The sequence below is a fragment of the Geodermatophilus sp. SYSU D01036 genome (genome assembly GCF_054050435.1).
Genome location: NZ_JBJGZJ010000016.1, coordinates 92,733 through 108,072 on the forward strand (window position 1 = coordinate 92,733; position 15,340 = coordinate 108,072).

A 15,340-nucleotide genomic window follows, 5' to 3' on the forward strand; every position below is an offset into this window, starting at 1 on the left:
TGCGCTGCCCCCTGACTGCCTGCCCGCCGAGACGGGTCACCTGGGCTGCCCGGGATCCCCTCCCGGCACCTGGGCGACACCCGTTCCCCGAGCGGGCCGGACGCCGCGGACAGCCCCGCCATCACCGACGACGACCCAGGACGAACCCGCACCCACCGCCCGCACGTCGTGAGGTCCTTGGAAGGACGCATCTTGGCAGGCTCTCGCCCCACCAGCATCTCCCCCAGCACGACCGAGTCCGGCGGCTTCGGCCAGCAGAACCAGACTCCCCAGGCCGGCCCCCGCACCGGAGAGGCCGACCAGCAGAAGATCCCCGGCGCTCCGCTCCGGGTCTCGTTCGCGAAGATCTCCGAGCCCCTCGAGGTGCCGGATCTGCTCGCCCTGCAGACCGCGTCCTTCGACTGGCTGGTCGGCAGCCCCGAGTGGCGCGCCACCCTCTCGCCCGAGGAGCAGGCGACCGCCGTCGGCGGCCTGGCCGAGATCCTCGAGGAGATCTCCCCGATCGAGGACTTCAGCGGCTCGATGTCGCTGTCCTTCTCCAACCCGCGCTTCGAGGACGTCAAGGCGTCCCTCGAGGAGTGCAAGGACAAGGACATGACCTACGCGGCGCCGCTGTTCGTCACCGCCGAGTTCATGAACAACACCACCGGCGAGATCAAGAGCCAGACGGTGTTCATGGGCGACTTCCCGATCATGACGAACAAGGGCACGTTCGTCATCAACGGGACCGAGCGCGTGGTCGTCTCGCAGCTCGTGCGCAGCCCCGGCGTCTACTTCGACAAGACCCTGGACAAGACCTCCGACAAGGACGTCTTCAGCGCCAAGGTGATCCCCAGCCGTGGTGCGTGGCTGGAGTTCGACGTCGACAAGCGCGACACCGTGGGCGTCCGCATCGACCGCAAGCGCCGCCAGCCGGTCACGGTGCTGCTCAAGGCGCTGGGCTGGACCGAGGACCGCATCCGCGAGCACTTCCAGTGGTCGCCGACCGTCCTCGCCACCCTGGAGAAGGACCACATCGCCGGGCAGGACGAGGCGCTGCTCGACATCTACCGCAAGCTGCGGCCGGGCGAGCCGCCGACGCGGGAGAGCGCCCAGGCGCTGCTGGAGAACCTCTTCTTCAACCCGAAGCGCTACGACCTGGCGAAGGTCGGCCGCTACAAGGTGAACAAGAAGCTCGGCGTCGAGGTCCCGCAGGGCACCCTGACGCTGACCGAGGACGACATCGTCGCCACCATCGAGTACGTCGTGCGGCTGCACGCCGGCGAGCCCGACCACGGCGTCGACGACATCGACCACTTCGGCAACCGCCGCCTGCGCACCGTCGGCGAGCTGATCCAGAACCAGATCCGGGTCGGCCTCTCCCGCATGGAGCGCGTCGTCCGCGAGCGGATGACCACCCAGGACGTCGAGGCGATCACGCCGCAGACCCTGATCAACATCCGGCCGGTCGTCGCCTCCATCAAGGAGTTCTTCGGCACCAGCCAGCTGTCGCAGTTCATGGACCAGACCAACCCGCTCGCGGGCCTGACCCACAAGCGCCGCCTGTCGGCGCTGGGCCCGGGTGGTCTGTCCCGTGAGCGGGCCGGCATGGAGGTCCGCGACGTGCACCCGAGCCACTACGGCCGGATGTGCCCGATCGAGACCCCGGAAGGCCCGAACATCGGCCTGATCGGCTCGCTGTCGGCCTACGGCCGGGTCAACGCCTTCGGCTTCATCGAGACCCCCTACCGGCGGGTCGAGAACGGCGTCGTCACCGACCACATCGACTACCTGACCGCCGACGAGGAGGACCGCTTCGTCGTCGCCCAGGCCAACTCGCCGCTGGACGCCCAGGGCCGGTTCGCCGAGGAGCGCGTCCTGGTCCGCACCAAGGGCGGCGAGGTCGACTACCTGTCGCCCGAGCAGGTCGACTACATGGACGTCTCGCCGCGGCAGATGACCTCGGTCGCGACGGCGATGATCCCGTTCCTCGAGCACGACGACGCCAACCGCGCGCTCATGGGCGCGAACATGCAGCGTCAGGCCGTCCCGCTGCTGCGCAGCGAGGCGCCGCTGGTCGGCACCGGCATGGAGCTGCGGGCCGCCGTCGACGCCGGCGACGTCGTCGTGGCGGAGAAGGCCGGTGTCGTCGAGGACTCGACCGCCGACTACGTCACCGTCATGGCCGACGACGGCACCCGGCAGACCTACCGGCTGCTGAAGTTCCGCCGCTCGAACCAGGGCACCTCGATCAACCAGACCCCCGTCGTCGACGAGGGCCAGCGGGTCGAGGTCGGCCAGGTCATCGCCGACGGGCCGTGCACCGACCAGGGCGAGATGGCGCTGGGCAAGAACCTGCTCGTCGCCTTCATGCCGTGGGAGGGCCACAACTACGAGGACGCGATCATCCTGTCGCAGCGCCTCGTGCAGGACGACGTCCTGTCCTCGATCCACATCGAGGAGTTCGAGGTCGACGCCCGCGACACCAAGCTCGGTGCCGAGGAGATCACCCGGGACATCCCGAACGTCTCCGAGGAGGTCCTCGCCGACCTCGACGAGCGCGGCATCATCCGCATCGGTGCCGAGGTCGTCCCCGGCGACATCCTCGTCGGCAAGGTCACGCCCAAGGGCGAGACCGAGCTGACCCCCGAGGAGCGGCTGCTGCGGGCGATCTTCGGTGAGAAGGCCCGCGAGGTCCGCGACACGTCGCTGAAGGTCAAGCACGGCGAGTCCGGCAAGGTCATCGGCGTCCGCGTGTTCTCCCGCGAGGACGGCGACGAGCTGCCCGCCGGCGTCAACGAGCTGATCCGGGTCTACGTCGCCCAGATGCGCAAGATCTCCGACGGCGACAAGCTCGCCGGGCGCCACGGCAACAAGGGCGTCATCGCGAAGATCCTGCCGCAGGAGGACATGCCGTTCCTCGAGGACGGCACCCCGGTGGACATCGTCCTCAACCCGCTCGGTGTCCCGGGCCGGATGAACGTCGGCCAGGTCCTGGAGACCCACCTCGGGTGGATCGCCAAGTCCGGCTGGCAGGTCGAGGGCACGCCGGAGTGGGCGGCCAACCTGCCCGAGCAGGCGCGCCAGGCGGAGCCGGGGACCCGGACCGCGACGCCGGTGTTCGACGGCGCCCGCGAGGAGGAGATCATCGGCCTGCTCGGCTCGACGATCCCCAACCGCGACGGCAACCGGATGGTGCAGGAGACCGGCAAGGCGCGGCTGTTCGACGGCCGCTCCGGCGAGCCGTTCCCCGAGGCGATCTCGGTGGGCTACGTCTACATCCTGAAGCTGCTGCACCTGGTCGACGACAAGATCCACGCCCGGTCGACCGGCCCCTACTCGATGATCACGCAGCAGCCGCTGGGTGGTAAGGCGCAGTTCGGTGGCCAGCGCTTCGGTGAGATGGAGTGCTGGGCGATGCAGGCCTACGGCGCGGCCTACGCGCTGCAGGAGCTGCTGACCATCAAGTCCGACGACATCCTGGGCCGCGTCAAGGTCTACGAGGCCATCGTCAAGGGCGAGAACATCCCCGAGCCGGGCATCCCCGAGTCGTTCAAGGTGTTGCTCAAGGAGCTGCAGTCGCTCTGCCTCAACGTCGAGGTCCTCTCCGGCGACGGGCAGGCGATCGAGCTGCGCGACACCGACGACGAGGTGTTCCGGGCCGCGGAGGAGCTGGGCATCGACCTGTCCCGCCGCGAGCCCTCCAGCGTCGAGGACGTGTGATCGGCGGCCGGCCGGCCCTCTGCGTGACGGGCCGGCCGGCGTCCCCAGCCAACGACTAGAAGTGCAGTAACGAGCCCCGGGAAAGGGGTCCACTCAGTGCTCGACGTCAACTTCTTCGACGAGCTCCGCATCGGTCTGGCCACCGGCGACGACATCCGCCAGTGGTCGCACGGTGAGGTGAAGAAGCCCGAGACCATCAACTACCGGACGCTGCGCCCGGAGAAGGACGGTCTCTTCTGCGAGAAGATCTTCGGTCCCACGCGGGACTGGGAGTGCTACTGCGGCAAGTACAAGCGCGTCCGCTTCAAGGGCATCATCTGTGAGCGCTGCGGCGTCGAGGTGACCCGGGCCAAGGTCCGCCGCGAGCGGATGGGCCACATCGAGCTGGCCGCGCCGGTCACCCACATCTGGTTCTTCAAGGGCGTCCCCTCGCGCCTGGGCTACCTGCTCGACCTGGCGCCCAAGGACCTCGAGAAGATCATCTACTTCGCCGCCTACCTGATCACCTCGGTCGACGACGAGGCGCGCCACCGCGACCTCCCGACCATCGAGGCCGAGATCAGCGCGGAGAAGCACAACCTCGAGAGCCGGCGCGACGCCGACGTCGAGGCCCGCCAGCAGAAGCTCGAGGCCGACCTGGCCGAGCTCGAGGCGGAGGGCGCCAAGTCCGACGTCCGCCGCAAGGTGCGCGAGGGCGGCGAGCGCGAGATGCGCCAGCTGCGCGACCGCGCCCAGCGGGAGATCGACCGCCTCGAGGAGGTGCTCGACACCTTCCGCAAGCTCGAGGTCAAGCAGCTCATCGCCGACGAGGGCCTGTACCGGGAGCTGCGCGACCGGTTCGGCGAGTACTTCGAGGGCGGCATGGGTGCCGCGGCCCTGCAGAAGCTGCTGGCCGACTTCGACCTCGACGCCGAGGCCGCCTCGCTGCGCGAGACCATCCGCAACGGCAAGGGCCAGCGCAAGCTGCGGGCCCTCAAGCGGCTCAAGGTCGTCGCGGCGTTCCAGCAGACCCGCAACTCGCCCATGGGCATGGTGCTGGACTGCGTCCCGGTCATCCCGCCGGACCTGCGCCCGATGGTGCAGCTCGACGGTGGCCGCTTCGCCACCAGCGACATGAACGACCTGTACCGCCGGGTCATCAACCGGAACAACCGGCTCAAGCGGCTGCTCGACCTCGGCGCGCCCGAGATCATCGTTAACAACGAGAAGCGGATGCTCCAGGAGTCCGTGGACGCGCTGTTCGACAACGGCCGCCGCGGCCGTCCGGTCACCGGCCCGGGCAACCGCCCGCTCAAGTCGCTGTCCGACCTGCTCAAGGGCAAGCAGGGCCGGTTCCGGCAGAACCTGCTCGGCAAGCGCGTCGACTACTCCGGCCGGTCGGTCATCGTCGTCGGCCCGCAGCTGAAGCTGCACCAGTGCGGCCTGCCCAAGCAGATGGCGCTGGAGCTGTTCAAGCCCTTCGTCATGAAGCGGCTGGTCGACCTCAACCACGCGCAGAACATCAAGTCCGCCAAGCGCATGGTCGAGCGCGCCCGTCCCGTCGTCTGGGACGTGCTCGAGGAGGTCATCACCGAGCACCCGGTGCTGCTGAACCGGGCGCCGACGCTGCACCGCCTGGGCATCCAGGCCTTCGAGCCGCAGCTGGTCGAGGGCAAGGCCATCCAGATCCACCCGCTGGTCTGCACCGCCTTCAACGCCGACTTCGACGGTGACCAGATGGCGGTCCACCTGCCGCTGTCGGCGGAGGCGCAGGCCGAGGCCCGCATCCTCATGCTGTCCAGCAACAACATCCTGAGCCCGGCCGACGGTCGCCCGATCACCGCGCCGACCCAGGACATGGTGCTGGGCCTGTACCACCTGACCACCCTGGTGCCGAGCCGGCACCAGGCCGACGGTGGCCGTCCGGCGGCCTTCGGGTCGACGGCCGAGGCGATCATGGCGTTCGACAAGGGCGCCCTGGCCCTGCAGGAGCGCGCGCTGATCCGCCTCGACGAGGTGTTCGGCGTCGACAACGGCAAGGTCAACGAGCCCTGGACCCAGCCCGAGGACTGGACCCCGGGTGCCCCGGCGCTGGTCGAGACCAGCCTGGGCCGGGTGCTGTTCAACGAGGCCCTGCCCGAGGACTACCGCTTCGTCAACTACCAGGTGCCGAAGAAGGAGCTCGGGGCGATCGTCAACGACCTCGCCGAGCGCTACCCCAAGGTGCAGGTCGCGGCGACGCTGGACGCCCTCAAGTCGGCCGGCTTCCGCTGGGCCACCCGCTCGGGCGTCACGATCGCCATCGACGACGTCGTCACCCCGCCGGCCAAGCAGGAGATCCTCGACCGGCACGAGGCCGAGGCGCGCGGCATCGAGCGGCAGTACGAGCGCGGTGTCATCACCGACGCCGAGCGCCGTGGCGAGCTGATCGAGATCTGGACCCGCGCGCGGGCCGAGGTCTCGCAGGCGATGGTGGACAACTTCCCGACCACCAACCCGGTCTGGGTCATGGTCAACTCGGGCGCCCGAGGCAACATGATGCAGATCAGCCAGATCGCCGGCATGCGCGGCCTGGTGGCCAACCCGAAGGGCGAGATCATCCCGCGGCCGATCAAGGCCAACTTCCGGGAGGGTCTGTCCGTGCTGGAGTACTTCATCTCCACACACGGTGCGCGCAAGGGTCTGGCCGACACCGCGCTGCGGACCGCGGACTCCGGGTACCTCACCCGCCGGCTGGTCGACGTCTCCCAGGACGTCATCATCCGCGAGGAGGACTGCGGCACCGAGCGCGGCGTGATCATGCCGATCGCGACCGTCGTCGACGGTGTCCTGACCCGGGACGCGCACGTCGAGACCAGCGTCTACGCCCGTTCCCTGGCCGCCGACGTGGTGGCCGAGGACGGCACGCTGATCGCGCAGGCCGGCCAGGACCTGGGTGACGTGCTGATCGGCCAGCTGGTCGATGCCGGCGTCGCCGAGGTCAAGGTCCGCTGCGTCCTGACCTGCGAGTCCCTGCTGGGCACCTGCGCCACCTGCTACGGCCGGTCGCTGGCCACCGGCAAGCTCGTCGACGTCGGCGAGGCGGTCGGCATCATCGCCGCCCAGTCGATCGGTGAGCCCGGCACCCAGCTGACGATGCGCACCTTCCACACCGGTGGTGTCGCGGGTGAGGACATCACCCACGGTCTGCCGCGTGTCGTGGAGCTCTTTGAGGCCCGCGTCCCCAAGGGCAAGGCCCCGATCGCCGAGCTGGCCGGCTCCGTCCGGATCGAGGACGGCGAGCAGTTCCGCAAGCTCACGATCACCCCGGACGACGGCTCCGACGAGGTCGTCTACGACAAGCTGTCGCGCCGGTCGCGGCTGCGGGTCGAGGACGGCACCCACGTCGAGGTCGGCGAGCAGCTCACCGAGGGGGCGGTGGACCCGCACGAGGTGCTGCGGATCATGGGCCCACGCGAGGTGCAGCTGCACCTGGTCCGCGAGGTCCAGGAGGTCTACCGCAGCCAGGGCGTGTCGATCCACGACAAGCACATCGAGGTGATCATCCGCCAGATGCTGAAGCGGGTGACCATCATCGACTCGGGCGCCACGGAGTTCCTCCCCGGTGCGCTGGTCGAGCGGACGCTGTTCGAGACCGAGAACCGCCGCGTCGTCGCCGAGGGCGGCGAGCCGGCCTCGGCCCGTCCGGTGCTCATGGGCATCACCAAGGCCTCGCTCGCGACCGAGTCGTGGCTGTCGGCCGCCTCCTTCCAGGAGACGACCAAGGTGCTCACCGACGCCGCCATCCAGGGCAAGAGCGACTCGCTCCTCGGCCTCAAGGAGAACGTGATCATCGGCAAGCTGATCCCGGCGGGTACGGGCATCAGCCGCTACCGGAACATCACGGTCGAGCCGACCGAGGAGGCCCGCGCCGCCGTCTACACGATGGCCGGGTACGACGACGGGCAGTACTACAGCCCGGACGTCTTCGGGTCGGGCTCCGGTGAGGCCGTGCGCCTCGAGGAGTACGACTGGCGGGGCTGATCCCCGGTAGCACATGAGGAGGGCCCCGCAGGTCGTGAGATCTGCGGGGCCCTTCCGCGTGTCAGTGGAGCGGCTGCGTCACGTGACGCAACGCCGGGCTAGCGGTCGGCCAGCTTCCGCATGGTCTCCACCGTCCGCAGCCGACCCTCGCGGCTGTCGTCGAGGGGCTGCAGCGCGATGGTGGTGACGCCGGCCTCCGCGTAGGCGGCCACCCGCTCGGCCACGTAGGACTCCGGCCCGATGAGCGACACCTTGCGGACGAACTCCTCGGGCAGTGCCGCGGCCGCCTCGTCCTTCTTGCCGTCCAGGTAGAGGTCCTGGACGGTGGTGGCGGCCTCCTCGTAGCCGTAGCGGCGCGCGAGGTCGTTGTAGAAGTTCTTGCCCCGGGCGCCCATGCCGCCGACGTAGAGGGCCAGCTGCGGCCGCACCAGGTCGTGCAGGTGGTCGACGTCCTCGCCGATCGCGACCGGGACGCCGCAGATCACCTGCAGGTCCCCGAGCGCGGCGTCCCGCTTGGCCTTCCCGGCCCGCAGCGAGTCGCCCCAGACGTCGTCGGCGCGCTCGGGCATGAACCAGATCGGCTCCCACACCTCGGCGATCTCGGCGGCGAGCTCCACGTTCTTGGGACCGAGCGCGGCGAGCATCACCGGGATGCGCTCGCGCACCGGGGTGTTGATCAGCTTCAGCGGCTTGCCCAGGCCGGTGCCCTGCTCGGCCGGCAGGGGCACCGTGTACTTCGGCCCCTCGTGCACGAGCCGCTCGCGGCGCCACACCTGCCGGCAGATCTCCACGACCTCCCGGGTGCGCTGCAGCGGGGCGTCGTAGGGGACGCCGTGCCAGCCCTCGATCACCTGCGGGCCGGAGGCGCCCAGGCCCAGGGTGAACCGCCCGCCGGAGACGAAGTCCAGCCCGGCGGCGGTCATCGCCGTCAGGGCCGGCGTCCGGCTGTAGATGGGCAGGATCGCGCTCATCAGCTCGACCCGCTGCGTGACGGCCGCCAGGTACCCGAGCTGGCTGACGGCGTCGAAGGTGTAGACCTCCGCGCACATCGCGAGGTCGAGCCCCGCGGCCTCGAGGTCGACGATCTCCGCCGCCGTCTCCTGGAATCCCCCCGCGTAACTGGCCTGGATGCCGATGCGCACCTGCACTCCTCTGGTCGGCGGCGCCCGCGTCGGCGCCTCCGGCGACCGTAGCGGGTGCGCGCGGGCGGGCCCGAGGCTCAGGCGGTGCGGCTGCGCAGCGGGCGGATCACCCCGACGACCTCGGTGACGACCCGGACGCCGTCCACGTCGCGGGGGACCAGGCCGGCCGCGTCGGCGTCGGCGACGTCGACCTTGACGACGTAGCCGCTGTCCCGCCGGGCCAGGCCGATGCCGACCACCCCCGGCTGGGCGGAGAGCTGGTGGGCGAGGACGCCCTTGGCGGCACGGGCGGCGGCACGGTCGGTCACGAGGTCTCCTCGCTGACGCCCGCGCGCCGGGTGCCCGGGACGAGGGAGGTCCCGGACGGCCGTGCGGGCTCGGTCACCTCCCCATGGTGCCTCGTTCCCGCCCGGAGCGACATCCCCCTGACCTGGGGGACGGCCTCAGGAGGGGGTCAGGAGGCGACCCACTCCGCTCCCAGGGTGGCCAGCACGGTCGCCAGGGGGTTGGCGAAGGTCAGCCCGGCGCCGTTGCTGCCGCCCTGGTCGCTGCCGGCGAACAGCAGGCCCAGCGGGACGCGGTCGGCGCTGCGCCAGATGACCGACCCGCTGTCCCCGCCGGCGGAGAAGGGCCCCGACAGGCCCTCGATCTCGATCTGGTCGTCGAAGACGTGCACGCCGTCGTCGTACTGGACGGCGACCCCGTCGACCTCGACGGCGGTGACCCGCCCGCGGGTGTGCCCGGTGGTGCGACCCACCTTCTCGACCTCCTCGTCCGGTTCCACCTCCTCCCCGTCGGCCACGGTGCCGGCCAGCGGGCCGCCGGGGACCCGGCCCGGCTCGGCCTCGATGCCCGCGTCCAGGACGGCGACGGCGGCGTCGACCCTGTTGCGGCCCGCGGTGAAGCGCTCGAAGGCGGTCAGCGTGGCCACCCGGTCGGCCGGGACGCCGCCGTCGGCCGGTCCGGGCTGCAGCACCGCGTCGCCGACCGCGCCGGCGTCGCTGGCGGCGAGGACGTGGTTGTTGGACAGGATCGCCAGCCGGCCGTCCACCCGGACGAAGCCACCCAGCGTCCCGGCCGTGACGGCGGGGTGGGCCACCGACAGCCCGGGGTGCAGCGGGCGGGTGCGCTGCTGGAGCTCGGCCGGGGTGGGGGAGGACAGCGGCACTATCGGCCCGGTCACCCGGACGTCGATCTCCGCGCGCACCGCGTCGGCGAGGTCGGTGAGCAGCACCCGGGCGTCGGCCTCGGCCGCCACGCGGATCGCCAGGTGCACCCGCCCGGGGGCGACGGGGGCCAGCCCGATGGCCGGCCGCGTCCACACGCGGCCGCCGAGGTCGCTGGCCCGGACCGGGGGGAAGCCCTCGGCCATGCGGGCGGACAGCCGCGCCTTGAGCTCGCGCGCCGTGTCGATCAGCACCAGGACCTCCGTAGCGGTGAGTGGTCTTGTTGGGACCGACGGTAGGGGGAGGGGCTGACAGTCGCGCGCCCACCGGGGGCCTGCCGGCACGCGTCGTCCCCTGGCGCGCCGGCCCGGCCGCGGTATGGTGCGGCCTCCCCCCGGGGCCGTGCGGCACGGTCCCCGCGGCCGCCGGGAATGGCCGGCGCGCCCGTGTCGTTGTCCCCGTCGAACGGGCCCGGGTGGCAGGCAGACCCTGCCCGCTCGGCTCCCGGGACCCGGCTTTGACCGCCTCCCAGCACGCGGGTATCGTGGTCAGCCGTGCCCAGGGTGCCCTGGGCCTGCTCCCGTTCGCGGTGCGCCTGGGTGTCCGGAGGTCCGCCTCCAGGCCGCGGGTCCGCCCCGGTGGGCCGTCCACGGAGGACGGTGTCCGGAGGTGGCGGCGCCGAGTCGCGGGGGGCGACCTGTCCGGTACGACCGCCGGCCGGTCCTGGGGAAGGCGACACGCCCGACCGCGGGGACCGGTGAGTGGCTCGCGACCAGGGCGGACGACCCCGGCAGGACCGGCACCGGCGACACGACAGCAGCACCGTCCACAGCACGACCCAGCGCAGGTAGGAGATCCAGGCCACCCATGCCCACGATCAACCAGCTGGTCCGCAAGGGCCGCGAGGACAAGGTCGAGAAGACCAAGACCCCGGCGTTGAAGGGCTCCCCTCAGCGTCGAGGCGTGTGCACCCGCGTGTACACCACGACGCCGAAGAAGCCGAACTCGGCGCTCCGCAAGGTCGCTCGCGTCCGCCTCACCAGTGGCATCGAGGTGACCGCCTACATCCCGGGCGTCGGCCACAACCTGCAGGAGCACTCGATGGTGCTCGTGCGCGGCGGCCGCGTGAAGGACCTCCCGGGTGTGCGTTACAAGATCATCCGCGGGTCGCTCGACACCCAGGGTGTCCGCAACCGCAAGCAGGCTCGCAGCCGGTACGGCGCGAAGAAGGAGAAGAGCTGACATGCCGCGCAAGGGCCCCGCGCCGCGCCGTCCGCTGGTCAACGACCCGGTCTACCAGTCGCCGCTGGTCACCCAGCTGGTGAACAAGGTCCTCGTCGACGGCAAGCGCTCGGTCGCCGAGTCGATCGTCTACGGCGCCCTGGAGGGCTGCCGCGCCAAGACCGACACCGACCCGGTGGTCACGCTCAAGCGCGCGCTGGACAACGTCAAGCCGGCCCTCGAGGTCCGCAGCCGCCGCGTCGGTGGCGCGACCTACCAGGTCCCGGTCGAGGTCCGCGCCTCCCGCAGCACCACCCTCGGCCTGCGCTGGCTGATCCAGTACAGCCGGGCGCGCCGTGAGAAGACGATGACCGAGCGCCTCATGAACGAGCTGCTCGACGCCAGCAACGGCCTCGGTGCCGCGGTCAAGCGCCGCGAGGACACCCACAAGATGGCCGAGTCGAACAAGGCCTTCGCGCACTACCGCTGGTAGTCGCACCCCCGCTGGTGACACCCCCGTCCACCAGCACCCGCCGGCGGGAACGCCGGGCCACCCCCGGACCCCGCACGCGGACCAGAGACAAAGAGGAGTGAGGAATGGCCGACCCCAAGGCCCAGCTCGCCAGGACCCGCAACATCGGGATCATGGCGCACATCGACGCGGGCAAGACCACGACGACCGAGCGCATCCTCTTCTACACCGGTATCAACTACAAGATCGGTGAGGTCCACGACGGCGCGGCCACGATGGACTGGATGGAGCAGGAGCAGGAGCGCGGCATCACCATCACGTCCGCCGCGACGAAGTGCTCCTGGAACGACCACGACATCAACATCATCGACACCCCGGGGCACGTCGACTTCACCGTCGAGGTGGAGCGGTCCCTGCGCGTGCTCGACGGTGCCGTGGCCGTCTACGACGGTGTCGCCGGCGTGGAGCCGCAGACCGAGCAGGTCTGGCGGCAGGCGGAGAAGTACGGCGTCCCGCGCATGTGCTTCGTCAACAAGCTCGACCGGACCGGCGCGAACTTCTTCCGCTGCGTCGACATGATGGTCGAGCGGCTCGGCGCCAACCCGGCCGTGCTGCAGCTGCCCATCGGCGCCGAGGCCGACTTCATCGGCGTCGTCGACCTGGTGCAGATGCGCGCGCTCACCTGGCGCGGTGAGACCAAGATGGGCGAGGACTACGCCATCGAGGAGATCCCCGCCGAGCTCGCCGACCAGGCCGCCGAGTACCGCGACAAGCTGCTCGAGACGATCGCCGAGACCGACGACGCGATCATGGAGGCCTACCTGGGCGGCGAGGACATCCCCGTCGACCAGCTCAAGGCCTCCATCCGCAAGGCGACCATCGCCGCGCAGATCAACCCGGTGCTCACCGGCACGGCGTTCAAGAACAAGGGCGTGCAGCCCCTGCTCGACGCGGTCGTCGACTACCTGCCCAGCCCGCTGGACATCGAGGCCATCGTGGGCACCGCCCTCGACGGCGAGACCGAGGTCCTGCGGCACGCCGACGAGGACGAGCCGTTCTCGGCGCTGGCCTTCAAGATCCAGACCGACCAGCACCTCGGCAAGCTGACCTACGTCCGGGTCTACTCGGGCCGGCTCAACTCCGGGTCCCCGGTGCTCAACAGCACCAAGGACCGCAAGGAGCGGATCGGCAAGATCTACCAGATGCACGCCAACAAGCGCGAGGAGCGCGAGGGCGTGGGCGCCGGCCAGATCGTCGCCGTCGTCGGCCTGAAGCAGACGACCACGGGTGACACCCTCTGCGACCCGCAGAACCCGGTGATCCTCGAGTCGATGACCTTCCCGGCCCCGGTCATCTCGGTCGCCATCGAGCCGAAGACCAAGGGCGACCAGGAGAAGCTCGGCACCGCCATCCAGAAGCTGGCCGAGGAGGACCCGACCTTCCAGGTCCGCCTCGACGAGGAGACCGGCCAGACGGTCATCTCCGGCATGGGCGAGCTCCACCTGGAGATCCTGGTCGACCGCATGCGGCGCGAGTTCCGCGTCGAGGCCAACGTCGGCAAGCCGCAGGTCGCCTACCGCGAGACCATCCGCAAGGCGGTCGAGAAGGTCGACTACACCCACAAGAAGCAGACGGGTGGGTCCGGCCAGTTCGCCAAGGTGCAGGTCAGCATCGAGCCGCTCGAGGTCAGCGGTGACGGCCCGACCTACGAGTTCGTCAACGCCGTCACCGGTGGCCGCATCCCGAAGGAGTACATCCCCTCGGTCGACCAGGGCATGCAGGACGCCATGCAGTACGGCATCCTCGCCGGCTACCCGATGGTCGGGGTCAAGGCGACCCTCGTCGACGGCCAGTACCACGAGGTCGACTCCTCGGAGATGGCCTTCAAGATCGCCGGCTCGATGGTCTTCAAGGAGGCCGCCCGCAAGGCCAGCCCGGCCCTGCTCGAGCCGATGATGGCCGTCGAGGTCGTCACGCCCGAGGACTACATGGGTGACGTCATCGGCGACCTGAACTCCCGGCGCGGGATGATCCAGGCGATGGAGGAGCGCTCCGGCGCCCGCGTCGTCCGGGCCCTGGTCCCGCTCTCGGAGATGTTCGGCTACGTGGGCGACCTGCGCAGCCGCACCCAGGGGCGGGCGAGCTACACCATGGTGTTCGACTCGTACGCCGAGGTCCCGCAGAACGTGGCCAAGGAGATCATCGCCAAGGCCACCGGCGAGTGACCCGCCGGGCGGGGCACGTCCCCGCCCGGCACCCCCAGCAAGCCCACCCCAGAGTTCGCGCACTACGCGAGACCACGAGGAGAGGAACCCAGTGGCCAAGGCCAAGTTCGAGCGGACCAAGCCGCACGTCAACATCGGCACCATCGGGCACATCGACCACGGCAAGACCACGCTGACCGCGGCGATCACCAAGGTGCTGCACGACAAGTACCCGGACCTCAACGAGGCGTCGGCCTTCGACCAGATCGACAAGGCGCCCGAGGAGAAGGCCCGCGGGATCACGATCTCGATCGCCCACGTCGAGTACCAGACGGAGAACCGTCACTACGCGCACGTCGACTGCCCCGGGCACGCCGACTACATCAAGAACATGATCACCGGTGCGGCGCAGATGGACGGCGCCATCCTGGTGGTCGCCGCGACCGACGGCCCGATGCCGCAGACCAAGGAGCACGTCCTCCTGGCCCGCCAGGTCGGCGTCCCCTACATCGTCGTGGCGCTGAACAAGGCCGACATGGTCGACGACGAGGAGATCCTCGAGCTCGTCGAGCTGGAGGTCCGCGAGCTGCTGTCCGAGTACGAGTTCCCGGGCGACGACGTCCCCGTGGTCCGCGTCTCGGCGCTGAAGGCCCTCGAGGGCGACGCCGAGTGGGGCAACAAGCTCATGGAGCTCATGGACGCCGTCGACACGGCGATCCCCGAGCCGCAGCGTGAGGTCGACAAGCCCTTCCTCATGCCGGTCGAGGACGTCTTCACCATCACCGGTCGCGGCACCGTCGTCACCGGTCGCGTGGAGCGCGGCATCGTCAAGGTGTCGGAGGAGGTCGAGATCGTCGGCATCCGTCCGTCGTCGACCAAGACCACCGTCACCGGCGTCGAGATGTTCCGCAAGCTGCTCGACCAGGGCCAGGCCGGCGACAACGTCGGTCTGCTGCTGCGCGGCATCAAGCGCGAGGACGTGGAGCGCGGCCAGGTCGTCGTGAAGCCCGGCTCGATCACCCCGCACACCAACTTCGAGGGTTCGGTCTACATCCTCTCGAAGGACGAGGGTGGCCGTCACACGCCGTTCTTCAACAACTACCGTCCGCAGTTCTACTTCCGGACGACCGACGTCACCGGCGTCGTGACGCTGCCGGCCGGCACCGAGATGGTCATGCCGGGCGACAACACCGAGATGACGGTCGAGCTGATCCAGCCGATCGCCATGGAGGAGGGCCTGCGGTTCGCCATCCGTGAGGGTGGCCGCACCGTCGGCGCCGGTCGCGTCACCAAGATCATCAAGTAACACCCCGACGGGGGGGGGGGGGGGCCCCCCCCCCCCCCCCCCCCCCCCGCCCCCGCGCGCCGTGTGGTGGGCACCCCCACCCCCCACCCGCGCCAGCCTCCCCCCCCCGGGCTCACCCGGCCGCG

General features: G+C 70.4%; 9 protein-coding genes. 6 read left to right on the forward strand and 3 right to left on the reverse strand.

Features of this window, described 5'->3' with window-relative positions; translation table 11 throughout:
- Positions 1–192 precede the first annotated feature (192 nt).
- Both rpoB and ACI8AR_RS16335 read left to right on the forward strand, forming a co-directional pair.
- A complete protein-coding gene (gene rpoB / locus ACI8AR_RS16330; protein WP_457051949.1) occupies positions 193–3,702 on the forward strand; it encodes a DNA-directed RNA polymerase subunit beta in 3,510 nt (1,169 codons plus the stop codon).
- A 96-nt stretch (positions 3,703–3,798) separates the two neighbouring features.
- The gene (locus ACI8AR_RS16335) at positions 3,799–7,704 is read left to right on the forward strand and encodes a DNA-directed RNA polymerase subunit beta' (RefSeq protein ID WP_457051950.1); all 3,906 of its coding nucleotides are present in this window, start codon (positions 3,799–3,801) and stop codon (positions 7,702–7,704) included.
- 98 nt (positions 7,705–7,802) lie between these two features.
- On the opposite strand, the gene ACI8AR_RS16340 is transcribed toward ACI8AR_RS16335, so the two are convergent.
- From ACI8AR_RS16340 to ACI8AR_RS16350, 3 genes are all read right to left on the reverse strand, one after another.
- Positions 7,803–8,846, reverse strand: coding sequence for an LLM class F420-dependent oxidoreductase (locus ACI8AR_RS16340; protein ID WP_456929506.1), 1,044 nt, complete (start codon positions 8,844–8,846; stop codon positions 7,803–7,805).
- A gap of 77 nt (positions 8,847–8,923) precedes the next feature.
- Positions 8,924–9,154, reverse strand: coding sequence for a hypothetical protein (locus ACI8AR_RS16345; RefSeq protein WP_456937818.1), 231 nt, complete (start codon positions 9,152–9,154; stop codon positions 8,924–8,926).
- Positions 9,155–9,300: 146 nt separating this feature from the next.
- Positions 9,301–10,266, reverse strand: a complete 966-nt coding sequence (locus ACI8AR_RS16350; RefSeq protein ID WP_457051951.1) for a hypothetical protein — start codon at positions 10,264–10,266, stop codon at positions 9,301–9,303.
- A gap of 613 nt (positions 10,267–10,879) precedes the next feature.
- Between ACI8AR_RS16350 and rpsL the strand changes: the two genes are divergently transcribed.
- From rpsL to tuf, 4 genes are all read left to right on the forward strand, one after another.
- Positions 10,880–11,254, forward strand: a complete 375-nt coding sequence (rpsL, locus tag ACI8AR_RS16355; RefSeq protein ID WP_012950487.1) for a 30S ribosomal protein S12 — start codon at positions 10,880–10,882, stop codon at positions 11,252–11,254.
- Between the two features lies 1 nt (position 11,255).
- On the forward strand, positions 11,256–11,726 hold the full coding sequence (gene rpsG, locus ACI8AR_RS16360) for a 30S ribosomal protein S7 (RefSeq protein ID WP_075013303.1): 471 nt from the start codon (positions 11,256–11,258) through the stop codon (positions 11,724–11,726).
- Between the two features lie 104 nt (positions 11,727–11,830).
- On the forward strand, positions 11,831–13,930 hold the full coding sequence (gene fusA, locus ACI8AR_RS16365) for an elongation factor G (RefSeq protein WP_457051952.1): 2,100 nt from the start codon (positions 11,831–11,833) through the stop codon (positions 13,928–13,930).
- Positions 13,931–14,021: 91 nt separating this feature from the next.
- On the forward strand, positions 14,022–15,215 hold the full coding sequence (gene tuf / locus ACI8AR_RS16370; protein ID WP_456929503.1) for an elongation factor Tu: 1,194 nt from the start codon (positions 14,022–14,024) through the stop codon (positions 15,213–15,215).
- Positions 15,216–15,340 lie beyond the last annotated feature (125 nt).

Coding starts and splice junctions, on each gene's coding strand:
- rpsL (WP_012950487.1), top strand. CDS start 10,880: ATGCCCACGATCAACCAGCTGGTCCGCAAGGGCCGCGAGGACAAGGTC.
- rpsG (WP_075013303.1), top strand. CDS start 11,256: ATGCCGCGCAAGGGCCCCGCGCCGCGCCGTCCGCTGGTCAACGACCCG.
- fusA (WP_457051952.1), top strand. CDS start 11,831: ATGGCCGACCCCAAGGCCCAGCTCGCCAGGACCCGCAACATCGGGATC.